This window comes from Nocardia aurantiaca, from assembly GCF_009708175.1.
Lineage (GTDB): Bacteria > Actinomycetota > Actinomycetes > Mycobacteriales > Mycobacteriaceae > Nocardia > Nocardia aurantiaca.
Window position 1 is genome coordinate 654754 of the sequence record NZ_WMBB01000001.1, and the last position, 25684, is coordinate 680437.

Sequence of the window (25684 nt, forward strand, 5' to 3'; positions counted from 1 at the left end):
GAATGTCGAATCTGGGGGACTCTATTGCCAGATGCGATGGCCCGCATCACACCGATTGGGAGGCGACGATGCCTGCACGTGCGGCTCAGAGCGGCTATTTCTCCGACGACTCGATGATCCGGCGAGTCATGCGCAGACGCGCGGTCGGGCTCACCTACGGCCAGCGAGCCCTGGTCATCGGCGCGGTCCATCCGCTGCTCTACGTCGGAACCGCCGAGAACACCCAGCATCGGACCACCCCCTACACCCGGCTCGCGCTCACCGGCCGCCTGTTCGAAGCGGTCTCCCTGGGCACCCGCGAAGAAGCCGACCGCGCACGGGCTTTCACCCGCAAGCGGCACGCCCCGGTCGACGGCGTGCTCCCCGAATCCGCGGGCGCGGCCAATCCGGCCGGCACCCGCTACTCGGCCAATGACCCGCATCTGATGTTCATGACCATGGCCTTCACCTTCGACTCGGCCGAGGTCATGCACGATCTGCTGGTTCGCCGCCTCACCCCGACCGAACGCGAAGGGCTGTACCAGGACTACGTGCGCTGGGGCGAACTGTTCGGCATGCCCCGCGGCGCCGCGCCCTGCACCTACCGCGAATTCCGTTCCTACTTCGACGGCTACCTGGCCTCCGACGAGCCCCACCTCACCGAGGAGGCGAAACTGGTCGGCTCCTACCTCATGGGCCAGCGCGTCGCGCACCCGCTGCCGGTGCCGATCCGGCAGGCCCTCACCGGTTTCTCCCTGCTGGTTCAGGGCAGCCTGCCCAAGCGGGTCCGCGCGATGTACGAGCTCGAGTGGGGCCTGCGCGAAGAGGTCGCATTCCGCGGCCTGGCCCGCGCCGTCCGCACCGCCCACCTGTCCCCGCCGCTGGTCGGCAACCCGCTGACCGCGCCCATGACCGGCCCCAGCTATCCCCTCTACAAGCTGGCCACCCGCCGCGAACAGCGCCTGCTCGACTCCGGTCGCCCCAGCATGCCGGGGGTGGATCCGCGCCCGCTGTCTGACCGAATCGGCGCGTGAGCGGCTGCTTCGGCAGATGACCCAGAGGGGCCCGCGGCCACACGCGAGGAGGGCGGAGCGCACGATTCTGGACTGCGGGTCGACAGACCTCCGCCTCGGCGCGGGGGAGCGAACGGGCTCCAGAGACCTGCGCCTCGGCGGAGCGGAGAATCGAGACCTCCGCGCTGCGTCCCCACGCTCGGCCGTGAACCCGCCCCGGAGCGCAGCGGAAGGGCGAATTAAGCTCGAGCCATGTCGAGTCCTGAAGCGACCGCTGAGCGTAAGCAGCGGGTACTGTCCGGAATCCAGCCCACCAGCGATTCCTTCCACCTCGGCAACTACCTTGGCGCGCTGCAGTATTGGGTGCGTCTCCAGGACGACTACGACGCCTTCTACTTCATCCCGGACCTGCACGCGATCACGGTGCCGCAGGAACCCAAGGAACTGCGCAAGCGGACCCAGGTCTCGGCCGCGCAACTGCTGGCCCTGGGCCTCGACCCCAAGAAGTCGACGCTGTTCGTGCAGTCCCAGGTGCCCGAGCACGCCGAGCTGGCGTGGGTGCTGAACTGCATCACCGGCTTCGGCGAGGCGAGCCGCATGACCCAGTTCAAGGACAAGTCGGTCAAGCAGGGCGCGGACAATGCCACCGTCGGCCTGTTCACCTACCCGGTGCTCATGGCCGCCGACATCCTGCTCTACCGCGCCCAGCTGGTGCCGGTCGGCGAGGATCAACGCCAGCATCTGGAGCTGACCCGAAACCTGGCACAGCGCTTCAACACTCGCTACAAGAAGACCTTCGTGGTACCCGAGCCGCACATCGTGACCGGCACCGCCAAGATCTACGACCTGCAGGATCCGACCGCGAAGATGAGCAAGTCGGCCCTCACCGACGCGGGTCTGCTCAACCTGCTCGACGATCCCAAGGTCTCGGCCAAGAAGATCCGCTCCGCGGTCACCGACACCGGGCGCGACATCCGCTACGACCCGGAGACCAAGCCGGGCGTGAGCAATCTGCTGGTCATCCTGAGCTCGCTCACCGACACTCCGATCGTCACGCTCGAACAGGACTACGTCGGCAAGGGCTACGGTGACCTGAAATCGGATACGGCCGACGCGCTCATCGAGTTCGTGACACCGCTGCGCGCGAAGGTGGAAGAATACATGTCTGACCAGGGTGAACTCGATCGCATCCTCGCCGCGGGGGCCGAGCGGGCGCGCGAGGTCGCTGGGAAGACTCTCGCGCAGGTGTACGACCGGGTGGGTTTCCTGGCCCGCTGAAGCGGCCGCAGCGCGTCGGTTGTGCGGAGGTGGCGGTGTGTTCGGGAACGTCAAGGCGTGGATCACAGGGCAGATCCAGCGCCGCCCCTGGCTGGATCACATGGTCCGTGCCGCCGGGCGCTACCAGCGCCGGCGTGGCGACCACTACGCCGCGGGCATCACGTATTTCACCGTGCTGTCGCTGTTTCCGCTGCTCATGGTGGGATTCGCGGTGGCGGGCTTCGTGCTTTCGCGGAATCCGCAGTGGCTCACCGATATTCAGGACAAGATCGTCCAGAATATCCCGGGCGAGGCGGGCGGCCAGATCAACGACCTGATCCACCAGGCCGTGGAATCGCGCACCGGCGTGGGCTCCGTCGGTCTGGTGACCGGCGCCTATGCCGGGCTGGGCTGGATAGGCAACCTGCGGGCCGCGCTCACCGAGCAATGGGATCAGCCCACCGAGCAGCGAAACTGGTTCGTCGCCAAACTCTCCGACCTGATGGCGCTGATCGGCCTGTTCCTGGCGATCCTCGTCTCCCTCGGCCTGTCCGTGCTGGCCTCCGGCGGGCTGATCACCACACTGCTCGAGCGCCTGCGCGTGCACGAGACGACCTCGGCGAAGATCCTGATCACCGTGGCCTCGCTACTGCTGGCGGTGCTCGCGAACTGGGCGGTCTTCGTCTGGATCATCGCCCGGCTGCCCCTGCACCCGGTCACCTTCCGCAGCGCGGCCCGGGCGGCCATGATCGCCGCGATCGTCTTCGAGGCCTTCAAACAGCTGGCCTCGGTCATTCTGAGATCGGTGGTCAACGGCCCGGCAGGGGTGGTGTTCGGCCCGATCATCGGCCTGATGGTCTTCAGCTACTTCACCGCGCGCATCATTCTGTTCGCCACCGCCTGGGCGGCCACCGCCTCGGAAAACGAAGTGCCCGCTGATATTCCGCCACCCGCCCCGGCGATCATCCGGCCTCGGATGACGGGGCCAGGACTCTCGTCCGGAGCGGGCGCGGCCTGGTTCGGCGCGGGAGCCTTTGTCGGAGCGCTGCTTTCAACCCTGCGCCGCCGCTGACGCGGTTCGATGCGACGCTCCGATTGGCGCCGCCGAACATGGTCCAGTCGCCGTGGTGCAGGTCGTGGTCCCAGCAGTGCCACTTCTCGGCGGTCGCGGACGCGGCGGCGGCCGACCAGCCGACGGGGAACCAATCACCGACCGACGAGGTCAGCGGCGGCGGCTCACCCTTCGCGCGGCCAGCAGCAACGCCAGCACCAGCAAGACGCCGCCGATCATGAGGCCCAGTCGCAGATCGTGGCGGTCGGGGCGTGAACCGGGGTCGGCGTCCGGCGTGGGGTCGGTGCGCGCGGGCGGACTCGCCAGCGCCACTGAGAAATTCGCGGACTTCGCGCCGCCGTCCGGCATGGTCCCCACACTCGCGCCGCTGGGCAGCGCGAAGGCGTAGTCGAGCAGCTTGGCCGCCTGCTCCCAGGGCCGCAGCGGCCGCACATCAGCCTTCAACAGCGTCACTACGTAGCGATGGCCATTGCGCGCCGCGGCCGCCACGAAGGTCTGCCGGGCATCGTCGGTATAACCGGTCTTGCCGCCGATCGCACCGTCGTATTCGTAGAGCAGGTGGTTGTCATTGGCGATCGGGAAGCCCGGATGATCCTTGTCGTCAGGGTTTTTCGGGTCGGCCGGGAAGCCTGGGAAGTCCACCTGCTCGGTGTGGATCAGCTCCGCGAACAGCGGCAGCGTCATCGAATGCCGGAACAGCAAGGCCAGGTCGTAGGCCGAGGTGCTCATGCCCGGACCGTCCAGCCCCGACGGTGTGGCGGCCCGCGTGTCCAACGCCTGCAACTGTCTCGCCAGCGTGTTCATCCTGGCGACCGTGGCGTCGTCCCCGCCCAGCTGTGTCGAGATGGCATGCGCCGCATCGTTTCCCGACGCCATGATGAGCGCCTGGAACAGCTGCTTGTTGGTGTAGCGTCCGCCCGGTCCGATGCCGACCCGGGTGCCGTCGGCATTGGCATCGTCCTGGGTGCCGGTCACGATGTCATCCAGGTTGAGCGCCGGAATCGCCACCGCCGCCAGCAGCACCTTGATGGTGGAGGCCGGGCGATACCGCCCGTGCGGATCCTTGGCCGCGATCACCCGCCCGGTATCCAGATCCGCCACCTCCCAGGCGGTGGCGGAAATCCCCTCCGGCACCGGCCCCGCGCCCGACGGCAGGATCACCCCGCAGCCGCCCAGCTGCGTGCCGCCGATCGGCGGATCCGGGATCGGCAGCGCCGCGGGGGCGGTCTGTCCGGGCTCGGGCACCTCGGAGGTGTCGATGGGCGGCGGCGGAGCGGTCTTGTTCGGGCAGCTGTCGGTGCCGGGTGTGGCGAACGGCGTTGTCGTGGTGGACGGTTGGGCATGCGCGGTGCCCGGTAGCGGTCCGCAGGCTACGCCCGGGAACGCGGTGAGGCCGGCCGCCAGGACCGCGGTGGTCAGAAGGGTGGCGCGCCGGCGCCCCATGGCCCGGCGCGAATACCTGCGGATGCTCATCGCGCCCGACTTTATCGCCGACCGGTCGCCCCGGCGCGCCATGGCCCGCGGTGCGGTGGTGACCGTGTCGTCGGTTGGGGGAGTGGCTAGTTCGCGGTGTGGGTGACCGGGCAGCCGTGCGCCAGGGGGCCGAGCAGCTGGTTGTTGTCGTAGAAGTGCTCGAGCTCGAGGATGCGCAGGTCCTCGGAGACCTTGGCGATGGTGACGCCGTACATCTCGATGAGTTCGCCGGTGGGCTGGTGGCCCTTGTACTCACCCTCGAACTTGCCCCAGTGGCGCCACTTGAAGGTGACGGTCGGCGGGCCGGACAGCACCTCGAGCACCTCCCAGAAGAGGCCGCCCGGGAACGCGGTGTGGAAGATCTTGTGCGAGGACTCGAAGTTCTCGCCCGCGGCGTCATAGAAGGGGTTGTCGCCGATCAGGATGTTGTAGGACCCGATGCGCGCGAATTCCTCTGCGTCCTGCCAGGTTCCGCCGTTGACGCGGCCGCGGTAGTGCTCGGCCACCAGCGAGACCCAGGTGGCCGGATCCTTCTTGTGCGAGACCTCCATCTCGAAGACCTTCACCAGCTCTTCGACGATGTGCTCCAGCGAATCCGGTGCGTGCTGGGTGGTGCGCTCGACCGGGATGACCACCTTGCTCAGGTGGTAGTCGGGCGCGCCTTCGCGCCAGTCCTCCGGTGCGGCGGCGGCGATGACGGCGTCGCGGCCCTGCAGGTGCAGCGGGGTCTCGACGGATTCGGTTGCTTGGTCGGTCATTTCGTGCCTCACGTGTCCAGACCCATTGGGGGGTCGGCGATCTCAGAACGGACCGCATGACGGTAGCAGCACGGGGACTTCGTGTCGCGACAAGCATTTGGGACTCCGGTATCAGATGGCGGAATGGTGACACGCCCCATTCGGCCCCCTGTCCAACGGATGACACGACAAGAATTGACAGTATCGACCAAATGGTAGACGCTCTCATTATCGACAAACATCCAAATGATTGGAACTGTCATGAAGGCTCAGGGAGTGCGCCGCTGGCTGGCGCTGGGCGCCCTGGCGGTCGCCATGCTGACCATCAGCCTCGATGTGACCGTGCTGACGGTGGCCCTGCCCACCCTCGCCGTGGACCTGCACGCCGATACCTCCGCGCTGCAGTGGTTCAGCAGCGCCTACACCCTGGCCCTGGCCGCCTTCATGCTGCCCGCGGGGGCGCTCGGCGACCGCTACGGCCGCAAGAAGTTCCTGCTCGCCTCCCTGCTGCTGTTCGGCGTCGCGGCGGTGGTCTGCGCGTTATCCACCACCTCGGGTGAGCTCATCGCCGCCCGTGTGGTGCTGGGCGCCGCGGCGGCGGCCATGATCCCGCTGTCGATGGCGGTGATCCCCGCACTCTTCCCCGACCAGCAGGACCGGCAGCGCGCCCTCAATATCTGGATCACCTCCACCGCCATCGGCATGCCGCTGGGCCCGGTCGTGGGCGGCTGGCTGCTGCAGCACTTCTGGTGGGGCTCGGCCTTCCTGCTGAACGTGCCGCTGGTGATCGTCGGCGCCATCGCGGTCGCGCTCCTGGTGCCCGAATCCCGCAGCGCCGGCACCTTCCGCATCGATCTGCCCGGGGTGGCGTTGTCCACGGCCGGAATGCTCGGCCTCACTTACGGTTTCATTCGTTGCGGCCAGGCCGGCTGGGGCAATGGCGCGGCCTGGGCGGCCATCGTAGCCGGAGTGCTGGCGCTCGGGGCCTTCCTGTGGTGGCAGCGCCGGACGGCACATCCGCTCATCGACGTCGCCCTCTTCAGCGCGCCCGGATTCCGCTGGGGCACCGTGTATCTGGTACTCGTCAACTTCGCGATGTTCGGCCTGTTCTTCACCATGCCGCAGTACTTCCAGGCAGTGCTCGGCGCCGACACCCTCGGCAGCGGCCTGCGCCTGCTGCCGCTCATCGCCGGACTCGCGCTCGGCTCCCGAGTCGTGGACCGGCTCGAGCCCAAGGCTGGGCTGCGGATCGTGCTCACCACCGGATTCGCGCTGCTGGCGGGCGGAGTCGGCATGGGCGCGCTCATCACCGTCGACAGCGGCTACGGCTTCGCGGCCATCTCCCTGGTCCTGCTCGGCATCGGCATGGGATTCGTGATGCCCAGCGCAATGAACCTGGCCATGGGCGACCTCACGCCGGAGCGGGCCGGATCGGGATCGGCTCTGCTGCAGGCGCTTCGGCAGGCCGCCGGCACCATCGGCGTGGCGGTGCTCGGCACCGTGCTGTCCACCCGGTACCGCTCCGATCTCGGCGACCTGAACCATCAACCCATCGCCGACGGCGTGAACGCCGGTGTCGCCGTGGCCCGCAAGCTCGGCGACCCCGCCGCCCTGCACCAGGTGCAGACCGCGTTCATCGGCGGCATGAGCGCGATGCTGTGGGTCTGCACCGCGATCTGCGTAGCCGCCATGATGCTGGCCGCTGTCTTCACCCGGAGCCGGACACGTGTCGAGGAATCCGGCGCGGATGCGGGACAATCGGTCCATGTCGGCTGAGACTGCCTCCGCTCCGCCTCCGGCCACGATGAAGACCGCGGCCGGAGGCGGACTGCGTGAACGAAAGAAGGAACGCACCCGCCGCACCATCCGCACGGAGGCGTTCCGGCTGTTCCGGGAGCAGGGCTACAACGAGACCACGGTCGAGCAGATCGCCGCCGCGGCTGATATCTCGCCGAGCACGTTCTTCCGCTACTTCCCCTCCAAGGAGCAGGTAGCGCTGGCCGACGACCTGGATCCGATCGTGATCGCGGCCATCGAGGCCCAGCCGAAGGACATGACCCTGCTCGCCGCGTTCAAACAGGCCACCCTGGACGCCTTCGCCGCGCTCACCCCCGAGGAATTCGCCTTCGAGAAGGAACGCGTCGAACTGCTCCACTCGGTGCCCGAACTGCGGGGCGCGGTCGCCCAGGAAATCCAGCGCAATGTGGGGATGATCGCCGAGATCGCGGCGCGCTGGACCGGGCGCGCCTCGGACGATTTCGAGGTCCTGGCCTTCGCCGGCGCGCTCACCGGCGCCATGATGGCCTTCATAGACCGCGATCCGTTCTCCTCCGAGCAGATCATCCGCGTCATCGACTTCCTCGAGACGGGCATGTCCTCGCTCTAGACCGGCTTCACGCCGCCAGCCGCGCCGCCGTGTCATCGGACATGGTCTCGAAGAACCCGCCGATCACATCCTCGATCTGGTTGACGGATTCGGCGCAGTACAGAATCGGCTGATAGTGGGTGATGTCGTAGGCGACGGTCCCCATGGCGTGAACGTCCAGCGACCGCAGCTCGGCCTGTCGGAACTCCTCGATCTCCCCGTACGAGGACAGCAATCCCGCACCGTAGCAACGTACTTCGCCGCGCTCGCGCAGCACGCCGAACTCCAGCGAGAACCAGAACACGTCGGCCAGGAATTTCAGCGCCCGCTCGGTCTCGAGCCGGGCCACCGCCGCGCCGACCGTCTCGTACAGCGCCGCGAAGCGCGGGCAGGCCAATTGATTGGCGTGGCCCAGGATTTCGTGAACGGCGTCCGGCTCGGGTGTGTAGAGCGGCGCGGAGTGGTGGCGAATGTACTGGGTGGAGTGGAACATCCGGTCGGCGAAGGAGCCGAAGAACTCGCGCAGCGGCACCAGTCCGGCCGCCGGCGCGTACCGGAATCCGGTGAGCGGCGCCAGTTTCGCGGTCACCTCATCGAGCTGCGGGATGTGATCCGACGGCAACGCCAGCCGTCCGGCCGCCTCGATCACCTCGGCGCACGCGTAGCGTTCCCGCTTGCGCGCCAGTTCGGCCGAGACGATCCGCCACACCTCCTGCTCCTCCCCGGTGTAGTCGATGCGCGGCACTCGATCGCCGGGCCGGTACCCCAGGGCCATGGCGGCGATCGCATTGCGGCGGGCTCGATACACGGGGTCGTGCACGCCCGGATGCTCGTCGCTCAAGTGCACTGTCACGTCGCCGTCGGCCCCCTTCGTGACCGGCGAGTACAGCTGAGCCTCGGTGAACATAACTCGATGCAAGCACCGGCATGTGATCTAGACAACAAAAGGCCGCCCAGCTGGTCAGATTGACCAGCTGGGCGGCCTCGGTGTCGGTCCATGACGGGCGGCTGGCCGCCGTCAGCTGGGCATTCGTACCGGTATCGAACTGCGCGGCGAATGCCGGTCTCCCGCCGGGCCCGTTTGCAGCCGGGCCGGGCGCGAGGTGGAGATCAGCGGGGTGCGTTGGCCGGGTCGAGCAGGGTCGGGGTGCGGCCCTGCTTGCGCGCCTGCCTGGCGTCCTCGAAGAACTCGCGGCTGAACAGGGCGGAGAGCACCGCGATGCCGCCGCGGTGGATGCGGAACTCGCTCTTGGTGCTGGAACCGGTCAGCCGGATGACGCGACCGGCGGCGTCCTGCGGACGGGCCATGTCCTTGACCCGGCCGCGGCCGGTCCAGCTCAGCTCGCTCTGATCGATGACCGCGTCCTCCGGGACGAGCAGCTTGACCATGGCGTGGTCGAGGTCGGCGTGCACCACGATCTCCTGCTCGTCCTCGATCCAGGGCGAGCGCAGGTCGATGACGACGCTGCCGTAGCGCGCCTTCACCTCGAACGAGGACGAGTGGGTCCAGTCGCCCAGGTGCTTGGCGGTGGCGTGGTCGGTGTGGATCTTGACGGTGTCGGTGGCGTTCATGGCTCTCGTCCCTTTCCGGGGTGGTGGTGCTGGTCGGGTTCGCCTGCTCCTCAATAGTGACATGCGAACTAGTTACTTCGCAACTAGTTCGTCGAAACTAGTTTTCGGGCACCTAGTAGGATGGGCGGCATGACAGCATCGGCGCAGGCCACACCGTTCAAGCGCTCGCCCCTGGCCATGGCGGTGCTCGGCATCCTGCACCTGGAGCCGATGCACCCCTACGCCATCCAGCGCCGCATCAAGGAGTGGGGCAAGGACAAGGTCGTGAACGTCGGGCAGCGCGCGCAGCTCTACAAGACGATCGCGCGATTACAGGAGGCCGGGCTGGTGGCCGTGCGCGAGACAGGGCGCGATCAGCAGTACCCGGAGCGCACCGTCTACGAGATCACCGACGCGGGCCGGACCTCATGCCTCGCGTGGATCGACGAGATGGTCAGCACGCCGCGCAACGAATTCCCGGAATTCCCTGCGGCACTGTCGTTCCTGATGCTGCTGGCCCCCGCCGAGGCGCGCGCGGAGCTCGAGAAGCGGGCCGCCGCGGTGCGTGCCGAACTCGAGGCGATCGACTCGGGCATGGTGCAGGCCGAACAGTTCGGGCTCCCGCGCATCACCATGCTGGAGGACGAATACCAGCGCGCCGTCACCGCCGCCGAATTGCACTGGCTGGAAGGCGTACTCGCCGACCTCGCCGACGGCAGCCTGACCTGGTCGTGGGAATCACTGGCGCGCTTCCAGAATCAGACCACGGCCTGAGTTGCCGCCTCCACGGTGGAATCCGTGCGAACGAAGAAGGCCGCCCGCATCCGAAGATGCGGGCGGCCTTCGAGTTTGGGCTGCGCCGGTCAGCGGGCGAACAGGAGGGCGCGCTTGACCTCCTGGATCGCCTTCGTCACCTCGATGCCACGGGGGCAGGCGTCGGTGCAGTTGAAGGTGGTGCGGCAGCGCCACACACCCTCGACATCGTTGAGGATGTCCAACCGCTCGCGGGCGCCCTCGTCACGGCTGTCGAAGATGAAGCGGTGCGCGTTCACGATCGCGGCCGGGCCGAAGTAGCTGCCGTCGCTCCAGTACACGGGGCAGGAGGTGGTGCAGCAGGCGCACAGGATGCACTTGGTGGTGTCGTCGAACCGGGCGCGGTCGTGCTGGGACTGGATGCGCTCGAAGGTCGGCTCGTTGCCACGGGTGATCAGGTACGGCTTCACGGCCTTGAAGGCGTCGAAGAACGGCTCCATGTTCACCACGAGGTCCTTCTCCACGGGCAGGCCGCGGATCGGCTCGACGGTGACCGTCAGCTCCTTGCCGCCCTTGGGCAGCATGTCCTTCATGAGGATCTTGCACGCCAGGCGGTTGACACCGTTGATGCGCATGGCATCGGAGCCACACACGCCGTGCGCGCAGGAGCGGCGGAAGGTGAGCGTGCCGTCCAGGTAGGACTTGATGTAGATCAGCACGTTCAGGAACCGGTCGGTCGGCAGCACCGGGACCTTGAATTCGTCCCAGTGCTGGCCCTTCCCGTCCTCCGGGTTGAAGCGGGCGATCTTGACCGTGATCATGGTCGACCCATCCGGCACCGGAGCCGGCTTCTGCGGCGTTTCAGCGACAGCAGTCATCAGTACTTACGCTCCATCGGCTCGTAACGGGTCTGCACCACCGGCTTGTAGTCCAAGCGGATGTCGGAGATGAGTTCCGGGCTGGCCTTGTAGGCCATGGTGTGGCGCATGAAGTTGACGTCGTCGCGGTCCGGGTAGTCCTCGCGCGCGTGGCCGCCACGGGATTCCTTGCGGTTCACCGCACCCGCCACGGTCACCTCGGCCAGCTCCAGCAGGAAGCCCAGCTCGACGGCCTCGAGCAGGTCGCTGTTGTAGCGACGGCCCTTGTCCTGCACGGTGATCCGCGAGTAGCGCTCCTTGAGGACCTGGATCTCCTCGAGCATGGACTTGAGGCTCTCCTCGGTGCGGTACACACCGGCCTTGTCGTCCATGGAGTTCTGCAGCTGGGTGCGGATGTCGGCGACGCGCTCGTTGCCATGGTCGCCCAGCAGGCCGGCCAGCCAGTCCTGCACCATCTGCGCCGGGTTCTCCGGCATCTCCACGAACTCGGCACGCTGGGCGTACTCGGCGGCGGCGATGCCCGCGCGGCGGCCGAACACATTGATGTCCAGCAGCGAGTTCGTGCCCAGCCGGTTGGCGCCGTGCACGGAGACACAGGCGCACTCACCGGCGGCGTACAGGCCGGGAACGATGTCGGTGTTGTTGCGCAGCACCTCACCGCGGATGCGCGTCGGGATGCCACCCATCACGTAGTGACAGGTCGGCATGACCGGCACCGGCTCCTTGACCGGGTCCACACCCAGATAGGTGCGGGCGAACTCGGTGATGTCGGGAAGCTTCTCCTCGAGCACGTCCTCACCGAGGTGGGTCACGTCGATGAGCACATAGTCCTTGTTCGGACCGGCGCCGCGGCCCTCGCGGACCTCCAGCACCATCGAGCGCGCGACGATGTCACGCGGCGCGAGGTCCTTGATGGTCGGCGCATAGCGCTCCATGAAGCGCTCACCGGAGGCGTTGCGCAGAATGCCACCCTCGCCACGCACGGCTTCCGAGATCAGAATGCCCAGGCCCGCGAGGCCTGTCGGGTGGAACTGGTGGAACTCCATGTCCTCGAGCGGGAGTCCCTTGCGGAACACGATCGCCATGCCGTCACCGGTGAGGGTGTGGGCGTTGGAGGTGGTCTTGTACATACGACCCGAACCACCGGTCGCGAACACGATCGCCTTGGCGTGGAACACGTGCAGGTCACCGGTGGCCAGCTCGTAGGCGACCACACCGGTGGCGACGGGGCCGCGGTCGGTGTCGGTGAGGATCAGATCCAGCACGTAGAACTCGTTGAAGAATTCCACGTCGTGCTTGACGCAGTTCTGGTACAGCGTCTGCAGGATCATGTGGCCCGTGCGGTCGGCGGCGTAGCACGCGCGGCGCACCGGGGCCTTGCCGTGGTCACGGGTGTGGCCGCCGAAGCGGCGCTGGTCGATCTTGCCCTCGGGCGTGCGGTTGAACGGCAGGCCCATCTTCTCCAGGTCGAGCACGGCGTCGATGGCCTCCTTGGCCATGATCTCCGCGGCATCCTGGTCGACCAGGTAGTCACCACCCTTGACGGTGTCGAAGGTGTGCCACTCCCAGTTGTCCTCTTCGACGTTCGCGAGCGCGGCGCACATACCGCCCTGCGCCGCACCGGTGTGCGAGCGGGTCGGGTAAAGCTTGGTCAGCACGGCGGTGCGGACCCGAGGACCGGCCTCGATCGCCGCACGCATTCCAGCGCCACCGGCACCGACGATCACGACGTCGTAGCGGTGCTCCTGAATCGGTCGGGATTCACTCATCGAGGTGGCCTGTTCCTAACTGATGTTGGGGTCGAAGGTGAAGATCACGTAGGTGCCGGTGACCATGACCAGGATCATGGAGACGACCAGCAGGGTCTTCAGCCAGAAGCGGGTGGAGTCCTTGCGCGCGTAGTCGTCGATGACCGTGCGCAGGCCGTTGCCGCCGTGCAGTTGGGCCAGCCACAGCATGGTGAGGTCCCAGACCTGCCAGAACGGGGAGGCCCAGCGGCCGGCGACGAAGGCGAAGTTCAGTCGGTGCACACCGCCGTCGAGCATCAGCATGATCGTCATATGGCCGATGACCAGCACGACCAGCAGCAGGCCGGAGAAGCGCATGAACAGCCAGGCGTACTTCTCGAAGTTGTTGCCGGCGGTGCGACGGGGGGCGCGGGGCGCGTCGAGGGAGGCGGGGCGGTCGTAAGACTTGCCGAGAACGGGTGCGGTCATATCGGCTCTCACTTCGTCAGCAGGTAGAAGAACTGGCGTCCGACGCCGGCTCCGGCGACGACGATCCAGATCGCGAGCACGATCCACAGCATCAGCCGCTGGTATCGCGGACCCTGCGACCAGAAGTCGATGAGGATGATGCGGATGCCGTTGAACGCGTGGAACAGCACGCAGACAACGAGGCCCATCTCCATCAGGGCCACGACGGGGTTCTTGTACGTCTCGATCGCGTGGTCGTAGGTGTCCGGGCTGACTCGCACCAACGCGGTATCGAGGACGTGGACGAAGAGGAAGAAGAAGATCGTCACGCCGGTGATGCGGTGCAGAGCCCAGGACCACATGCCGGGGTCGCCTCGGTACAGGGTCCGCTTCGGCTTGGCCGGAGCTTCTAGCGTGGTCATAGAGTGCGGTGCCTCCAACGTCGTTGATGGACCCGGCCAGAATCCGTCCGCGGAGCCTTCGGACTGTCGAAACCACCTGCTCACGAGCGGAATCAACGTCCGGTGGCAGTGCTGCAGGCCCGTTGTCGGGAACCTGAACCGATCTGTCCTGAACTCTAAACCCAGCTTTGGAGGGGAACTAATTCGGTGTGCCACTCGTTGGCTCAAATTGTTGCGAGTTAGGGTTGCCTTTCCTGATTTTCATGACCAGGTAGAACGCCTATCGCGCGGGTACGGTCACGTCCATGGGAGGATGGTCCGAAATGTCGGAAATTAACTGGAAAGCCCTGCGGGACAAGGCATTTGAAGTCATGCAAGAGGCTTATGCCCCTTACTCTCGATTCCCCGTCGGGGCCGCGGCTCTCACCGCCGACGACCGCGTGGTGAGTGGCTGCAATGTGGAAAATATCTCATACGGTTTGGGCCTCTGCGCCGAATGTGTACTGGTCGGTAACTTGATTTCGACCGGTGGCGGGCGACTGCGGGCGGTCTCGGTGTGCGACTCCCGCGGCGCCGTGCTCATGCCCTGTGGACGCTGCCGGCAGATCCTCCTCGAACACGGCGGCGGTGAGTTGCTCGTCGATCACCACAGCGGCCCCGTCACGCTGAACACCCTGCTGCCGGACTCCTTCGGCCCCGAGGACCTCAGTGCGGGACAGCTATAACACCTGACGGTCGTGGCGCGCGCGGGAATCCGTGCGAAAGGGCCCGGGCCCGTGCCAGGGTGAGTGCGTGACTGTGCACTCGGCGGTGGACGTGATTCGGGCCAAGCGCGACGGCGGTGAACTCAGCGACGCGCAGATCGATTGGGTGGTGGACGCGTTCACGCGGGGGGAGGTGGCCGACGAGCAGATGGCGGCGCTGGCCATGGCCATCGTGTGGCGCGGCATGACGCGACGCGAGACCGCGCGCTGGACCCAGGCCATGATCGACTCCGGGAAGCGTTTGGACTTCACCGATCTGGAACGGCCGACCGTCGACAAGCACTCCACCGGCGGGGTGGGGGACAAGATCACACTGCCGCTGTCGCCACTGGTCGCGGCGTGCGGTGCCGCGGTGCCGCAGCTGTCCGGGCGCGGATTGGGACACACCGGCGGCACTCTGGACAAGCTGGAGGCGATTCCCGGCTGGCAGGCCGACATTCCCGTGGACCGCATGCGGGAGCTCTTGGCGGATCCGACGATCGGGGCGGTGGTGTGCGCTGCGGGGGACGACCTCGCGCCCGCCGACAAACGGCTGTACGCCCTGCGTGACGTGACCGGGACGGTGGAATCCATCCCCCTGATCGCCAGCTCCATCATGAGCAAGAAGATCGCCGAGGGCACCGGGGCGCTGGTGCTGGACGTGAAGGTCGGGCGCGGTGCCTTCCTGAAGCACCTGGATCAGGCGCGCGAGCTCGCCACCACCATGGTCGAACTCGGTACCGACGCGGGAGTGCGGACGGTGGCGCTGCTCACCGCCATGGACACCCCGCTCGGGCACACCGCCGGAAACGCGCTGGAAGTCTGCGAATCCCTCGACGTGCTGGCGGGCGGCGGCCCCGCCGACGTCGTCGACCTCACCCTCGCCCTCGCGCGGGAGATGCTGGCGCAGGCCGGGATCACCGATATCGATCCCGCCGATGCGCTCGCCGACGGCCGGGCCATGGATCACTGGCGGGCCATGGTGCGGGCCCAGGGCGGTGATCCGGACGCCCCCCTGCCGCAAGCACGCCATACGGAAACCGTGCGCGCCCCCGCCGCGGGCACCCTCACCCGCCTCGACGCCCTCGATATCGGGCTGGCCGCATGGCGGCTGGGCGCGGGCCGGGCCCGGCAGGGCGATCCGGTGCAGGCCGGGGCGGGTATCGAAATGCACGCCAAGCCGGGCGATTCCATCGTTCCGGGGCAGCCGCTGCTGACCCTGCACACCGATACCCCGGAGGCCTTCCCGGTCGCGCTCGAGATTCTCGCGGGCGCGTTCACCATCGCCGAGACCGAATCGGCGCCGCCGCAGCCGCTGATTCTGGGCCGTGTCACGGCCTGACCGGCGTCGCCGAACCGGCCTAGCCTGAGATTGTGAAGCAGAAAACCGATTTCCGCGGGCGGGCCGCGGCGGCCGCCGCACTGGGAGTATTGGGCATCGTCACGCCGCTCGGGGCGGCGCTGCCCGCCGCCTGGTCGCCGGCGCCGGTCGCACAGGCCTCACCCGCGGACAATATCCCGTCCGATCCCTCCGGGGACCATCAGCCGAACTCGCTGTCGCGCGGCGACGCCACGTCGCCCACGACCCGAAAGGCGAAGCCCTCGCCCATCTACACCAGCTGCGAGCAGGTGTGGGCGCAGGGCAGGGGCCCGATCTACCAGGGGCAACCGGGGTATTCGGTGGCGCTGGATCCGGGCGGGACCGGTGTGGCCTGCGCCCGCTAGGTGAAGGAACCATGCTGGTCAGCAACGTGAGGGCAAAGACATGCCGAACTGTGGGGTGAGTCCGGTCAACCGCCCTGCCGCGAAACGGGAATGCGGCTAACGTTGCTACATGACTGGACCGACGCCTCTCACTCTCGCTTCGATCCGCCAGGCTCCGAAGGCGGTCCTGCACGATCACCTGGACGGCGGGCTACGGCCCGCGACCGTGCTGGAGCTGGCCCGGGCCTGCGGCTATGACCAGTTACCGGCAGGCGACGCGGAATCCCTGGCGGCCTGGTTCCGGGACGCGGCCGACAGCGGATCGCTGGAACGCTATCTGGAAACCTTCGCCCACACCGTGGCCGTCATGCAAACCCCCGAGGGCCTGCGCCGGGTGGCCCGCGAATGCGCCGAGGATCTCGCCGCCGACGGTGTCGTCTACGCCGAGGTGCGGTTCGCTCCCGAACAGCACCTCGAGGCAGGGCTCACCCTGGACGAGGTGGTCGAGCACACCATCGCCGGATTCCGGGAGGGCGAGGCCGCCGCGGCGGCCGCCGGTACTCCGATCCGGATGGTCTGTCTGCTCACCGCCATGCGGCACGCGGCCCGCTCCCGGGAGATCGCCGAACTCACCGTGCGCTGGCGCGACCGCGGCGTCGGCGGCTTCGATATCGCGGGAGCGGAGGCGGGCTACCCGCCCAGCCGCCATCTCGACGCCTTCGATTACATGCGGGCCAATCTGGCGCACTTCACGATTCACGCGGGTGAGGCGTTCGGCCTGCCGTCCATCCACGAGGCCGTGGCGTTCTGCGGCTGTGAGCGCCTGGGCCACGGCGTGCGCATCACCGACGACATCACCGATTCCGTCGACGGCCCCAAGCTCGGTGTGGTCGCGAACTATGTGCGGGACATGCGCATCCCGCTCGAACTGTGCCCGTCCTCCAATGTGCAGACCGGCGCGGTGCCCTCGCTCGACAAGCATCCCTTCGACGTGCTCGCGCGCCTGCGCTTCCGGGTCACCGTCAATACCGACAACCGGTTGATGAGCGACACCACCATGAGCAAGGAGATGCTCAAGCTGTCGGAGACCTTCGGCTACGGCTGGAGTGACCTGGAGCGCTTCACCATCAACGCGATGAAATCGGCGTTCATCTCGTTTCCCGAACGCCTTCGCCTCATCGATGAGGTGATCAAGCCGGGTTACGCGGTGCTGCTGGGATAGGGCCTTCCGGCAGGACGATTCGGGCCGCACGCGGAGGCGCGGCCCGAATCATGGTGCCGGTCAGGCTTTCTGGAGTCGAGCCTCGAAAGCCGCCTCCAAGGCCTTCCATGCGTCCGATTCCGCCGCGAACGGCGGGTTCGGGGCCATCCGGGTCGGGTCGGGGTTGAGCAGGTAGGAGACGTACCAGCCGAGCGGGGTGGACACGGCGAGCGCGGACTCGACCGAGTCGTCCTCGGCGTAATCGGCTGCGTCGGTGAACAATTCGACTGCTAGGTCGAGCTGGTCGGTATCGACGGACTTGGGTCCGGCGGCAAGATCCTCGGAGAGGCCGGGCAGCACGTAGACGTTCTCCTCGTCGACCTCGACATCGAGGGAGCCGTCCACGGCGGCGGTCTGCACCTCGCCGTAGGTGCTCACCCGAGACAGCTCGTGGTCGTGGTCGTCGGCGAGGTAGCGGGCCAGGGCGCGCTCTGATCCGAAGACCGTGATGTTGCCGTCCTTGCCCAGGAAGATGGGCTCGTCGTCGACATAGCAGCGCAGAGTGAAGAAGGTGCCGTCGGAGGTGACGATCTTGACCGGGTCGATGCCGACCTCGTGCCAGAACGAGAGTTCTTCGTCCTCGTCCTCGTCCAGATCGACGGCCTCGATCTCGTCGTCGTCGCTCTCGGCCGCGTCCTCGGCGTCGACGATGTTCTCCTGCGCCGCAAGCAGTTCCGCCTCCGCGACCGAGACCGCGTCGGCGTCCACCTCCGGAATCGTCACCACCGAGTCGATGGCGTCGATGACCGCTTCCCAGTCCTTGGCGATGGCCGCGCCGATCTGGTCCCACAGTTCCTCGCCCTCGCGCCCGGCGAAGGCGCTCACGCCGCCGGGCAGCGCACCCAGCACCGGATGCGAGCCGAAGAACTTGGTGACGGTGTCGAGTTCGCACACGTCGCCGATATTGCGGACCATCTCGAGGGTCTCCTCGAGTTCGGAGACCACCTCCGGGTCCGGGTCGTCGGCGGCCAGCTCGGGCACGCCGACCAGATCGAAGACGTACTGCTCCTCCGGCTCCAGTTCGGCCGCCGACAATCCGGCGATGATCTTCCAGGCCGGATGATCCACCAGATCGTTGTCGGAGTTGGTGCGTATGAACGCCGCCAGCTCCGCGACGGACTCGAAACCGTACAGGTCTTCCTCGTGACCGAGGAACGCCTGCCACTCATCGTCACCGTCTCGCCAGCGGGGTGCCCAGAGGGTGACAAGATCGCCTTTGGTCAGGCCGAGCGCGATCGGGACGATGTCTCCAGAAGCCATGACGGGAAGCCTATCCAGTCGTCGCGTCAGGCACTATCCGGGCCGCCCCCAACACTTCTTGAAATGTCTGCGCTCGGAGACAGCGAGTCGTTCAGCCGGGCAACGATCAGGGCGCGCTGCGCGGTCGCCGCCGCGGCCGCCTGTTGACTCGCCCACAGGATCAGCCGCGACACCTCGGCGGGTGCGCGCGAGGTCACCGCTTCGGCCAGCCACAATCCGGTCAGCGCGCCGTCGCCGTCCACCTCGGCGGTCACCGAACGGTCCTCGGTGGTGAAGCGGCCGCGCACTTGCCCGAGTCCGTGCAGGGTGGCTTCGAGGGCCGCCAGCTTCTCGTTGACGCCTCTGACCAAGGCGTCCATTTCGGCGCTCATCGGTTCCGCATCCAACTGGTCTGTCCGGTATCAGCGTCGTCGAGCCGATCGAGCTCCTCCACCGCGGCCCGCCGGGTGGGCAGGCCCAGCCGGTCCAGCATCGCCTCCGGCACGCCCGCCTCGGCCAGCTGTTCGCGCCGCCGGGACCGGGCCACGATGGCCGAGCGCTGGGTGAGCCGGAGAATCTCGTCGGCGAGAGCCTGTGCGCCGTACCGGTATTCACCGCGCTCGAACCGGATCTCCACCGGCATGCCCTGATCGCCGGCGTGCACCGTCACCGTGCCGGCTCGGTTGGCCGCGGCGACGATCACCGCCGGAGGCTGTGGTCGTGTCATCCCGTCTCCCTTCGAAATGCCTGTTCGCGCGCTGTGTGCCTAGGCCGTGGGCCGGTAGAACCCGAGGAACCGCATCCCGCTGTTCTCGAGGCGAATCGGCCCGACCTGAACGGGATCACCCGCCTCCACCAACTGCCCGTTCCCGATCACCATCGCGACGTGCCCGTCCCACACCGCCAGATCCCCGGGCATCAAGTCCCCTGGACCGATGCGCTGGTGCCCGTACCCCTGCTCCTGCGCCAATCGCGGTAGCGAAACCCCCGCCTGCGCATACGACCACTGTGTGAGACCACTGCAGTCCATCCCCACCCCCGGCGTCTCCCCACCCCACGCATACGGCGTCCCCAGCACACTCAACGCGCTCCGAACAGCGTCCGCCGCCTGCTGATTCGGCGCCTCGACGCTGCTCCCATCCGGCAATGTCACCTTCACCCCACCCCCCTGCGGCCGAATGATCGTCGAATCACGGCCGCGATCAGGCGTCTTCGGCGTCGCAGCCGAGGCCGACAGGGTGCGCGGTCCACGCGCCGACGACAGCCCGAGCCCGAGGAGGGAACCCCCAGCGGCAGCGATCGTGCCTCCGGTCTCCGCGATCGAGCCGACCCCGGCTACCGCATCGTCCAGTGGTGAGCTCGCCGCGGCCGGAACAACCACCACGTCGCCGGACGTGGCCTCGGCCGGCCACACCGGAGCCGGCGCGGGGATGGGCGCGGTCAACTCCGCCATGGCCGCCGTCTCACTGTCCAGCTGGGCCCGCACCCGCTCGACCACCCGCACCGCCCGTCCGATGTGATCGATCGCCGATTCCACAACGGCGGCAACGCCACTCGGGGTGAGCCCAGCCGCTCCGAGCGCCTCCACCTCCGCCGTGAACGACCGCAGAATCTCCTCGATCTCCCGCTGCCCCGCCGCGATCTCCGCGTCTGCCCGCTCCACGATCGCCGCCATGGCCCATCCGCGCTCGGACGCCGTCGCCGCCGAGGTCTGCTCCCGCAGCGCCGTGTCCATGGCCGCGTCACCGGCCCGCCCGCGCCAGGCGTCGTACATCCGATCCACGCTGACCCGGCTCTGGGTGTGAACCTGCTGCACAGCAGCGGACGTCTCCCGCAGCACTTCGGCGGCAGCCGCGGCCCGCCCGGAGCCGAAACTCCGCAGCAAATCGACGAGCGGCTCCGCCAGCATCCCCACCGCCGGCTCCCCGCTCACCCGCCCGCTCCTGTCCGAGTTCTACCGCACGGCGGTACTTTTCGATCCACCCTGCCGCGCCGGCGCGGTTCCGGCGGGCAGGAGATCACGCAGTCGGGCGCTGCCCGGGTCGGGCCGCGGCGCACCGAGGCCGGACCCGGCAGTGAACGTTCATCGCGTGTGACCGTGTGCCCGACCGTCCCCGGTGACCGCTGCTGCCGAGAGGAAAGTCGCAGCTGGGCAGCGGAACCGGTATCGGGCCGGCAGCGGCGGCCGGATCCACCGCGTCGGGGTCTGCCGGTTCGTGTGCAGACGGCGTCTGCTCGCGGAGACAGGCTGTGGGTGCCGAGGACGCGTCGGGCGGTATTGCCGCGGGCGAGTGAGCTTGCCGCCCAGAGGGTGTCGGACGGCTCAGTCATGCGATCGACTCCTTGGCGGCGGTTCGGAGCGTGGCCGCGTACGCGACATCGTGGGCGGTGTAGGCGGTCGAGGCAGTGCCTGTTGCGGAGCTCATGGCGGCCAGGACCGCCGAGAGCTCGCTCAGAGTGGTCACGTGGGTGCCGTGCGCCGCGGTGTAGGCGCCGAGGAAATCAGCACCGATGAGACCGAAGGCGGGGGCGAGTAGCTCGGGCGCGGCGGCCGCGGCTCGGCCGGCCGCGGCGGCCAGGTCCGCGCAGAGCAGGGCGGTGGTGGCCGCGTAGCCGCAGAGGCCGTCGGAATGGATGGAGATGCGGTGCATGAATACCCCTTCATGCCGGTCGCGATGGATTCGTGCTGCACGGGGTTGGACGCGGGGCGGGGCGTGCCGGTTCCCGCGACGGAAGAATTCCGGCGGCTGGGGAGCTCGGACGGCGGTGCTGACCTAAGGTTTTCGTATGCGCACTCTTGTGGTGGACCATCCACTCGCTGCCGCTTTGCTGACCACCATGCGTGATGCCCGGACGACCAATCCGACATTCCGGGCGGCGCTGCGGGATCTGACCGGGATTCTGGTTTATGAGGCCATGCGAGATGCTCCGGTGGAGCGGTTTCCGATCACCACGCCGGTGGCGGGGACGGAGGGAACGCGGCTGAATGCTCCGCCATTGCTGGTGCCGGTGCTGCGCGCGGGTCTGGGCATGGTGGAGACCGCGGAGAATCTGATTCCGGATGCCCGGATCGGGTTCGTGGGGCTGGCCCGCGACGAGGAGACGCATCGGCCGACGCCGTACATGGAGTCGCTGCCGCAGGATCTGTCCAGCACGCCGGTCATGGTGCTCGACCCCATGCTCGCCACCGGCGGCTCCATGATCTACACCCTGGATCTGCTGGCCACCCGTAATGCCCGCGACATCACCGTGCTGTGCGTGGTCGCCGCACCGGAAGGCATTGCCGCCCTGGAGAAGTCGGGTCACGACGTGCGCCTGGTGACCGCCGCGGTGGACCGCGGCCTCAACTCCGACGCCTACATCGTCCCCGGCCTCGGCGACGCGGGCGACCGCCAATTCGGCCCCCGCTGAACCGCTCCCGCGCTCAGAGCTTCTCGCAGAACTTTCGGATCTCGGAGAGCCGTTGCGCCGCAGCGGCCTTCGCGTCCGGGAGCCCGGCCCGATCGGCGACCGGCGCGAAGGTCTCCAGATAGCACTTGAGCTTCGGCTCGGTGCCGGACGGCCGGATCACCAGCCGCAGCGTCGGACCCTCGAAAACCAGTGCGTCGGTGCGCATCCGGCCGCGCAGCTGCGACATATCGGTGCAGCGCACCGCTTCTGCGGCGATCTCGGTCGGCGGCCGCTCGCGCAGCCGGGCGACCACCGCCGCCGCCTCGCTCACATTCGGCAGGCGCAGCGACACCTGATCCCCGGCGTGCACGCCGAATTCGACCGCGAGGTCATCGAGCACATCGAGCAGGGTCCGCCCATCGGCCTTCACCTGCGCCGCCAAATCCGCCGCGAGGACCGCCGCGGAAATACCGTCCTTGTCGCGCACCGCGGCAGGGTCGACGCAGTGCCCGATCGCCTCCTCATAGGCGTAGACCAGCCCTTCGCCCGCCCGGGCCAGCCATTTGAACCCGGTCAGCGTCTCCGCATACCGCGCCCCGCGCGCCGGGGCCAGCTTGCTCAACAGTCGCGACGACACGATGGTCGTGGCCACCAGCGAATTCGGCGCGGCCGTCCGCAATACGAAATCGCCCAGCAGCACACCGGTTTCATCGCCGCGCAGCATCCGCCACCCACCGGGTCCCCGAACGCCGAGCGCACACCGGTCCGCATCCGGATCCAGTGCGATGGCGATATCGGCGTCGACCCGCTCGGCCAAGTCCAGCAGCAGATCCGCGGCTCCCGGTTCCTCGGGATTCGGAAACGCCACCGTCGGAAAATCCGGATCCGGCGCGAACTGCTCCGTGACCACCAGCACCTCGCCGAACCCCGCACCCCGGAGCGCGGCTACCGCCAACTCCCCGCCCACGCCATGCATGGCGGTCAGTGCGATCCGAATGTCACTGCGCCGCCGTGTCTCCCGTGTGCCCGGCGTCGTCGTGACAGCGGCTCCCGCGTCACGAGCGGCCGATTCCCCGACGGCCGCCGGTCGGCTGCCTGCTGCCCGCTCGTCGAGAGATGGGCTTGCCGGGTCGCCGGGGGGCGAGGTTCCAGGGTCGTCGAGCGAGCCGGAAACTGCCGACCGGGTGTCTCCGGCGCCGAACGGTGTCGCCGGCTCGCCGCCGATCAGGCGGGGCAGCAGGGTGATTCGGGCCAGATAGCGGCGGACGATCTCCTCGCCCAACTCCTCGGCCGGGGTGCCCGCGGGCAGTCCGAGAATGCTCGGGTCCGGGGCTGTCGGACCGGGGTCGGCGCGGGGGATGTGTCCGGTGACCGCGTCGATGCAGCGCTCGATCTCGGTGTCCGCGGGTGGGATGAGCTGGGAGCCGCCGTCGAGGTAGACCTTGTAGCCATTGTCGGTGGCGGGGTTGTGGGAGGCGGTTATCTGCACGCCCGCAACGGCTTTCAGCTCACGGACCGCGAAGGCCACCACCGGGGTCGGCAATGGGCGGGGGAGCGTGAGCACCGAGAACCCCGCCGCCGCGAACACTTCCGCGGTGGCGACGGCGAATTCGGCGGAACCGTGCCGAGCGTCGCGCCCCACGATCACCAGTCCGCCGCCCAGGCACCGGTCGCGCAGCCAGGCGGCGATGCCCGCCGACGCCCGCGAGACGGTGTCCACGTTCATGCCGTCCGGGCCGTCCTGGAGCGGACCGCGCAGCCCGGCGGTTCCGAAGCGCAGCATGCCCGCCGCCTAGAGGCGTTCCAGCACGCCGCGCAGCAGTTTGCCCAATCTGGGTGCGGCGGCACGGCCTTCGGCCAGCACCTCCGCGTGCGAGAGGTGCGCGCCGGTGACGCCGGCAGCCAGGTTGGTGACCAGGGAGATGCCCAGCAACCTGGCCCCGCCCTCGCGGCAGGCGATGGCCTCCAGCACGGTGGACATGCCGACCAGGTCCGCGCCCAGGGTGCGCAGCATGCGGATCTCGGCGGGGGTCTCGTACTGCGGCCCGGTCAGGCCCGCGTACACGCCCTCGGTGAGGCTGGGGTCGATTTCCTTTGCCAGCGCCCGCAATTCGGGATCCCAGGCGTCGACCAGGTCGACGAAGTGAGCGCCTTCGATGGGGGAGCGCCCGGTCAAGTTGATGTGATCGCTGATGAGCACCGGCTCGCCGACCGACAGCCCGTCGCGAATGCCGCCCGCGGCATTGGTGAGGAGCACGGTCTGTGCGCCCGCGGCCAGCGCGGTGCGCACATTGTGCACCACCTGACTCGGCGCATGGCCCTCGTAGAGATGCTGGCGGCCCATGAGCAGCAGCACCGGCGCGGCACCGACGGTGACGGAGCGGATGGTGCCCTGATGGCCTTGCGCGGTGGGCAATCCGAACCCTGGCACGTCGGCCATGGGTATGGAGGTGGCGGGTTCACCGATCTCGGCGGCGGCCTCCTGCCAACCGGATCCCAGTACCACCGCCATCCGGTGCCGCGGCACGCCCGTTCGTTCGGCAATGGCCTCGGCGGCTAGTTCGGAAACCCCGCCCATGGCCTTCTCGGCTGGCATGCCGCCCACCCTAGCTCTGTTTGATTGCCTCCGCTTCGCTACGGGGCCGGGTTCGCGGCCACGGCGCAGGTCTGGGGAGCCGCGATCTCGATTCTTCCCTCCGCCTCCCCACGCTTGCGCCGCGAACCCACGGCCCGCGGCCCACGAGGCCGCGCGCGGCCCCGTATTACTACCTGCGAGTAGATATGGTCGGTCCGCCGATTACCCTGCCTGCATGCCGTATTTGAAGCGTGACGGGGACGTGTTCGTGCTGTACCTCGGGACCGAGGGCCAGACCATCGACAGCGAGAACCGCTTCCACCCGGACTGGATCACCGAGGTCCACGCCCTGCTCGACGAGGTCGAGGCATCCGAGGGCCCGGCCGCGCTGGTGGTCACCGCCGACGGCAAGTTCTTCTCCAATGGCCTCGACACCGATTGGCTGTTCGGCAATTTCGACAAGAACTGCTGGTATCTCGACCGCGTGCACTCGCTCTACAGCCGCCTGCTGGCCTTCGGCCTGCCCACCGTCGCCGCGGTGAACGGCCACGCCTTCGGCGCCGGTGCCATGCTCGCCACCTCCTGCGACTTCCGCGTGATGCGCGCCGACCGCGGGTTCTGGTGCCTGCCCGAGGTGCACCTGGGCATGCCGTTCACCGTCGCCATGAACGCGCTGCTCACCAACCGACTGGTCAACCAGGTCGCGGTGGAGGCCATGACCACCGGCCGCCGCTATGGGGCCGATGACGCCATCGCCGCGGGCATCGTGGACGCCAAGGCGGATGCGGACGCGTTGCTCGCCACCGCCATCGCGCGCGCGGACATGCTCAAGGCCAACCGCAAGCCGAACCTGCCGGTCATCAAGCGGGCCCTGCATCAGCAGGCGCTGGCCGGTCTGGCCGTGGAGACAACCCCGGAGAACCTGGCCTTCAATCCGTAGGACCTGTTCCTCCTGCGTTGTCGGGGTTCGAGGTTCGCCCTCGAACCCCGGATTTCTGAGCGCGCCCGATGATTTCTGCGTGTCGCGCAGTCTGCCGGAGATTTTCCGGCTTACCTGCTGCGACAGAGTTGCGCGGCAGTGCGAGACTGTTGGGATGT

27 protein-coding genes are annotated in these 25684 nt (G+C 68.1%); 12 read left to right on the top strand and 15 right to left on the bottom strand.

The annotated features are described in order from the left end of the window. Positions 1-68: 68 nt before the first annotated feature. From GLP40_RS02725 to yhjD, 3 genes are all read left to right on the top strand, one after another. Entirely contained in the window at positions 69-1013 is a 945-nt protein-coding gene (locus GLP40_RS02725; RefSeq protein ID WP_154786162.1) for an oxygenase MpaB family protein, read from the top strand. Between the two features lie 231 nt (positions 1014-1244). Next, positions 1245-2270 (top strand): tryptophan--tRNA ligase, encoded by a 1026-nt coding sequence (trpS, locus tag GLP40_RS02730; RefSeq protein WP_154786163.1) that lies wholly within the window; start codon positions 1245-1247, stop codon positions 2268-2270. 37 nt (positions 2271-2307) lie between these two features. Then, positions 2308-3321: an inner membrane protein YhjD gene (gene yhjD, locus GLP40_RS02735; protein ID WP_328289590.1), complete on the top strand. Its 1014-nt coding sequence runs from the start codon at positions 2308-2310 to the stop codon at positions 3319-3321. Between the two features lie 150 nt (positions 3322-3471). Here yhjD and GLP40_RS02740 read toward each other — a convergent pair whose 3' ends face one another. After that, positions 3472-4794: a D-alanyl-D-alanine carboxypeptidase family protein gene (locus GLP40_RS02740; protein WP_230329155.1), complete on the bottom strand. Its 1323-nt coding sequence runs from the start codon at positions 4792-4794 to the stop codon at positions 3472-3474. Positions 4795-4880: 86 nt separating this feature from the next. Next, on the bottom strand, positions 4881-5552 hold the full coding sequence (locus GLP40_RS02745; protein WP_154786164.1) for a SnoaL-like polyketide cyclase: 672 nt from the start codon (positions 5550-5552) through the stop codon (positions 4881-4883). Between the two features lie 240 nt (positions 5553-5792). On the opposite strand from GLP40_RS02745, the gene GLP40_RS02750 reads away from it, so the two are divergent. Beyond that, positions 5793-7307, top strand: coding sequence for an MFS transporter (locus GLP40_RS02750; RefSeq protein WP_154786165.1), 1515 nt, complete (start codon positions 5793-5795; stop codon positions 7305-7307). Further along, the gene (locus tag GLP40_RS02755) at positions 7297-7917 is read left to right on the top strand and encodes an acyl-CoA-like ligand-binding transcription factor (RefSeq protein WP_230329156.1); all 621 of its coding nucleotides are present in this window, start codon (positions 7297-7299) and stop codon (positions 7915-7917) included. Before GLP40_RS02750 ends, GLP40_RS02755 begins: the two co-directional genes overlap by 11 nt. Before the next feature lie 7 nt (positions 7918-7924). On the opposite strand, the gene GLP40_RS02760 is transcribed toward GLP40_RS02755, so the two are convergent. After that, positions 7925-8803: a phenylalanine 4-monooxygenase gene (locus GLP40_RS02760; RefSeq protein ID WP_154786167.1), complete on the bottom strand. Its 879-nt coding sequence runs from the start codon at positions 8801-8803 to the stop codon at positions 7925-7927. Between the two features lie 203 nt (positions 8804-9006). Further along, positions 9007-9468, bottom strand: coding sequence for a hypothetical protein (locus GLP40_RS02765; protein ID WP_154786168.1), 462 nt, complete (start codon positions 9466-9468; stop codon positions 9007-9009). A gap of 129 nt (positions 9469-9597) precedes the next feature. On the opposite strand from GLP40_RS02765, the gene GLP40_RS02770 reads away from it, so the two are divergent. Then, positions 9598-10221: a PadR family transcriptional regulator gene (locus tag GLP40_RS02770; RefSeq protein ID WP_154786169.1), complete on the top strand. Its 624-nt coding sequence runs from the start codon at positions 9598-9600 to the stop codon at positions 10219-10221. A gap of 89 nt (positions 10222-10310) precedes the next feature. Here GLP40_RS02770 and GLP40_RS02775 read toward each other — a convergent pair whose 3' ends face one another. Genes GLP40_RS02775 through sdhC form a run of 4 tightly spaced genes read right to left on the bottom strand, consistent with a single transcriptional unit; the run spans position 10311 to position 13695 of the window. Further along, positions 10311-11078: a succinate dehydrogenase iron-sulfur subunit gene (locus GLP40_RS02775; protein ID WP_154786170.1), complete on the bottom strand. Its 768-nt coding sequence runs from the start codon at positions 11076-11078 to the stop codon at positions 10311-10313. Further along, positions 11078-12847 (bottom strand): succinate dehydrogenase flavoprotein subunit, encoded by a 1770-nt coding sequence (gene sdhA, locus GLP40_RS02780; protein ID WP_154786171.1) that lies wholly within the window; start codon positions 12845-12847, stop codon positions 11078-11080. The genes GLP40_RS02775 and sdhA overlap by 1 nt, the downstream gene beginning before the upstream one ends. A gap of 15 nt (positions 12848-12862) precedes the next feature. Continuing rightward, positions 12863-13294 carry a succinate dehydrogenase hydrophobic membrane anchor subunit gene (locus GLP40_RS02785; RefSeq protein WP_154786172.1) on the bottom strand — a complete coding sequence of 144 codons (432 nt, stop codon included), beginning with the start codon at positions 13292-13294 and terminating at the stop codon, positions 12863-12865. Positions 13295-13302: 8 nt separating this feature from the next. Then, the gene (gene sdhC / locus GLP40_RS02790; protein ID WP_154786173.1) at positions 13303-13695 is read right to left on the bottom strand and encodes a succinate dehydrogenase, cytochrome b556 subunit; all 393 of its coding nucleotides are present in this window, start codon (positions 13693-13695) and stop codon (positions 13303-13305) included. Between the two features lie 302 nt (positions 13696-13997). On the opposite strand from sdhC, the gene GLP40_RS02795 reads away from it, so the two are divergent. The 4 genes from GLP40_RS02795 (at position 13998) to GLP40_RS02810 (ending at position 17343) form a co-directional block, all read left to right on the top strand. Then, on the top strand, positions 13998-14399 hold the full coding sequence (locus GLP40_RS02795) for a cytidine deaminase (RefSeq protein WP_154786174.1): 402 nt from the start codon (positions 13998-14000) through the stop codon (positions 14397-14399). Between the two features lie 67 nt (positions 14400-14466). Further along, a complete protein-coding gene (locus tag GLP40_RS02800) occupies positions 14467-15759 on the top strand; it encodes a thymidine phosphorylase (protein WP_407671516.1) in 1293 nt (430 codons plus the stop codon). 32 nt (positions 15760-15791) lie between these two features. Further along, positions 15792-16142: an excalibur calcium-binding domain-containing protein gene (locus GLP40_RS02805; protein ID WP_154786175.1), complete on the top strand. Its 351-nt coding sequence runs from the start codon at positions 15792-15794 to the stop codon at positions 16140-16142. Positions 16143-16251: 109 nt separating this feature from the next. After that, positions 16252-17343 (top strand): adenosine deaminase, encoded by a 1092-nt coding sequence (locus GLP40_RS02810; RefSeq protein WP_154786176.1) that lies wholly within the window; start codon positions 16252-16254, stop codon positions 17341-17343. A 60-nt stretch (positions 17344-17403) separates the two neighbouring features. Here the strand turns inward: GLP40_RS02810 and GLP40_RS02815 are convergent, their stop codons facing one another. The 5 genes from GLP40_RS02815 to GLP40_RS02835 form a co-directional block, all read right to left on the bottom strand. Continuing rightward, entirely contained in the window at positions 17404-18642 is a 1239-nt protein-coding gene (locus GLP40_RS02815) for a primosomal protein (protein ID WP_154786177.1), read from the bottom strand. Between the two features lie 26 nt (positions 18643-18668). Continuing rightward, the gene (locus GLP40_RS02820) at positions 18669-19013 is read right to left on the bottom strand and encodes a YbaB/EbfC family DNA-binding protein (RefSeq protein ID WP_154786178.1); all 345 of its coding nucleotides are present in this window, start codon (positions 19011-19013) and stop codon (positions 18669-18671) included. Then, positions 19010-19348, bottom strand: a complete 339-nt coding sequence (locus GLP40_RS02825) for a hypothetical protein (RefSeq protein ID WP_154786179.1) — start codon at positions 19346-19348, stop codon at positions 19010-19012. Before GLP40_RS02825 ends, GLP40_RS02820 begins: the two co-directional genes overlap by 4 nt. A gap of 39 nt (positions 19349-19387) precedes the next feature. Next, positions 19388-20554, bottom strand: a complete 1167-nt coding sequence (locus tag GLP40_RS02830) for a C40 family peptidase (RefSeq protein WP_328289591.1) — start codon at positions 20552-20554, stop codon at positions 19388-19390. A 394-nt stretch (positions 20555-20948) separates the two neighbouring features. After that, positions 20949-21272, bottom strand: a complete 324-nt coding sequence (locus GLP40_RS02835; RefSeq protein ID WP_154786180.1) for a type VII secretion target — start codon at positions 21270-21272, stop codon at positions 20949-20951. A 136-nt stretch (positions 21273-21408) separates the two neighbouring features. Here GLP40_RS02835 and upp point away from each other — a divergent pair, with 136 nt between their 5' ends. Then, positions 21409-22032, top strand: a complete 624-nt coding sequence (gene upp, locus GLP40_RS02840; RefSeq protein WP_154786181.1) for a uracil phosphoribosyltransferase — start codon at positions 21409-21411, stop codon at positions 22030-22032. Between the two features lie 13 nt (positions 22033-22045). Here upp and GLP40_RS33545 read toward each other — a convergent pair whose 3' ends face one another. Together GLP40_RS33545 and GLP40_RS02855 are read right to left on the bottom strand one after the other, a co-directional pair. Next, positions 22046-23794 (bottom strand): phospho-sugar mutase, encoded by a 1749-nt coding sequence (locus GLP40_RS33545; protein ID WP_230329157.1) that lies wholly within the window; start codon positions 23792-23794, stop codon positions 22046-22048. Between the two features lie 9 nt (positions 23795-23803). Further along, a complete protein-coding gene (locus GLP40_RS02855) occupies positions 23804-24607 on the bottom strand; it encodes a purine-nucleoside phosphorylase (RefSeq protein ID WP_407671517.1) in 804 nt (267 codons plus the stop codon). 214 nt (positions 24608-24821) lie between these two features. Here GLP40_RS02855 and GLP40_RS02860 point away from each other — a divergent pair, with 214 nt between their 5' ends. Beyond that, a complete protein-coding gene (locus tag GLP40_RS02860; RefSeq protein WP_154786182.1) occupies positions 24822-25526 on the top strand; it encodes an enoyl-CoA hydratase/isomerase family protein in 705 nt (234 codons plus the stop codon). Positions 25527-25684 lie beyond the last annotated feature (158 nt).

Bases quoted from the DNA above. Each gene is read 5' to 3' on its own strand.
- GLP40_RS02725 (WP_154786162.1), top strand. From the start codon at position 69: ATGCCTGCACGTGCGGCTCAGAGCGGCTATTTCTCCGACGACTCGATG.
- trpS (WP_154786163.1), top strand. From the start codon at position 1,245: ATGTCGAGTCCTGAAGCGACCGCTGAGCGTAAGCAGCGGGTACTGTCC.
- GLP40_RS02740 (WP_230329155.1), bottom strand. From the start codon at position 4,794: ATGAGCATCCGCAGGTATTCGCGCCGGGCCATGGGGCGCCGGCGCGCC.
- GLP40_RS02745 (WP_154786164.1), bottom strand. From the start codon at position 5,552: ATGACCGACCAAGCAACCGAATCCGTCGAGACCCCGCTGCACCTGCAG.
- GLP40_RS02750 (WP_154786165.1), top strand. From the start codon at position 5,793: ATGAAGGCTCAGGGAGTGCGCCGCTGGCTGGCGCTGGGCGCCCTGGCG.
- GLP40_RS02755 (WP_230329156.1), top strand. From the start codon at position 7,297: ATGTCGGCTGAGACTGCCTCCGCTCCGCCTCCGGCCACGATGAAGACC.
- GLP40_RS02760 (WP_154786167.1), bottom strand. From the start codon at position 8,803: ATGTTCACCGAGGCTCAGCTGTACTCGCCGGTCACGAAGGGGGCCGAC.
- GLP40_RS02765 (WP_154786168.1), bottom strand. From the start codon at position 9,468: ATGAACGCCACCGACACCGTCAAGATCCACACCGACCACGCCACCGCC.
- GLP40_RS02770 (WP_154786169.1), top strand. From the start codon at position 9,598: ATGACAGCATCGGCGCAGGCCACACCGTTCAAGCGCTCGCCCCTGGCC.
- GLP40_RS02775 (WP_154786170.1), bottom strand. From the start codon at position 11,078: ATGACTGCTGTCGCTGAAACGCCGCAGAAGCCGGCTCCGGTGCCGGAT.
- sdhA (WP_154786171.1), bottom strand. From the start codon at position 12,847: ATGAGTGAATCCCGACCGATTCAGGAGCACCGCTACGACGTCGTGATC.
- GLP40_RS02785 (WP_154786172.1), bottom strand. From the start codon at position 13,294: ATGACCGCACCCGTTCTCGGCAAGTCTTACGACCGCCCCGCCTCCCTC.
- sdhC (WP_154786173.1), bottom strand. From the start codon at position 13,695: ATGACCACGCTAGAAGCTCCGGCCAAGCCGAAGCGGACCCTGTACCGA.
- GLP40_RS02795 (WP_154786174.1), top strand. From the start codon at position 13,998: ATGTCGGAAATTAACTGGAAAGCCCTGCGGGACAAGGCATTTGAAGTC.
- GLP40_RS02810 (WP_154786176.1), top strand. From the start codon at position 16,252: ATGACTGGACCGACGCCTCTCACTCTCGCTTCGATCCGCCAGGCTCCG.
- GLP40_RS02815 (WP_154786177.1), bottom strand. From the start codon at position 18,642: ATGGCTTCTGGAGACATCGTCCCGATCGCGCTCGGCCTGACCAAAGGC.
- GLP40_RS02820 (WP_154786178.1), bottom strand. From the start codon at position 19,013: ATGAGCGCCGAAATGGACGCCTTGGTCAGAGGCGTCAACGAGAAGCTG.
- GLP40_RS02825 (WP_154786179.1), bottom strand. From the start codon at position 19,348: ATGACACGACCACAGCCTCCGGCGGTGATCGTCGCCGCGGCCAACCGA.
- GLP40_RS02835 (WP_154786180.1), bottom strand. From the start codon at position 21,272: ATGCACCGCATCTCCATCCATTCCGACGGCCTCTGCGGCTACGCGGCC.
- upp (WP_154786181.1), top strand. From the start codon at position 21,409: ATGCGCACTCTTGTGGTGGACCATCCACTCGCTGCCGCTTTGCTGACC.
- GLP40_RS33545 (WP_230329157.1), bottom strand. From the start codon at position 23,794: ATGCTGCGCTTCGGAACCGCCGGGCTGCGCGGTCCGCTCCAGGACGGC.
- GLP40_RS02855 (WP_407671517.1), bottom strand. From the start codon at position 24,607: ATGCCAGCCGAGAAGGCCATGGGCGGGGTTTCCGAACTAGCCGCCGAG.
- GLP40_RS02860 (WP_154786182.1), top strand. From the start codon at position 24,822: ATGCCGTATTTGAAGCGTGACGGGGACGTGTTCGTGCTGTACCTCGGG.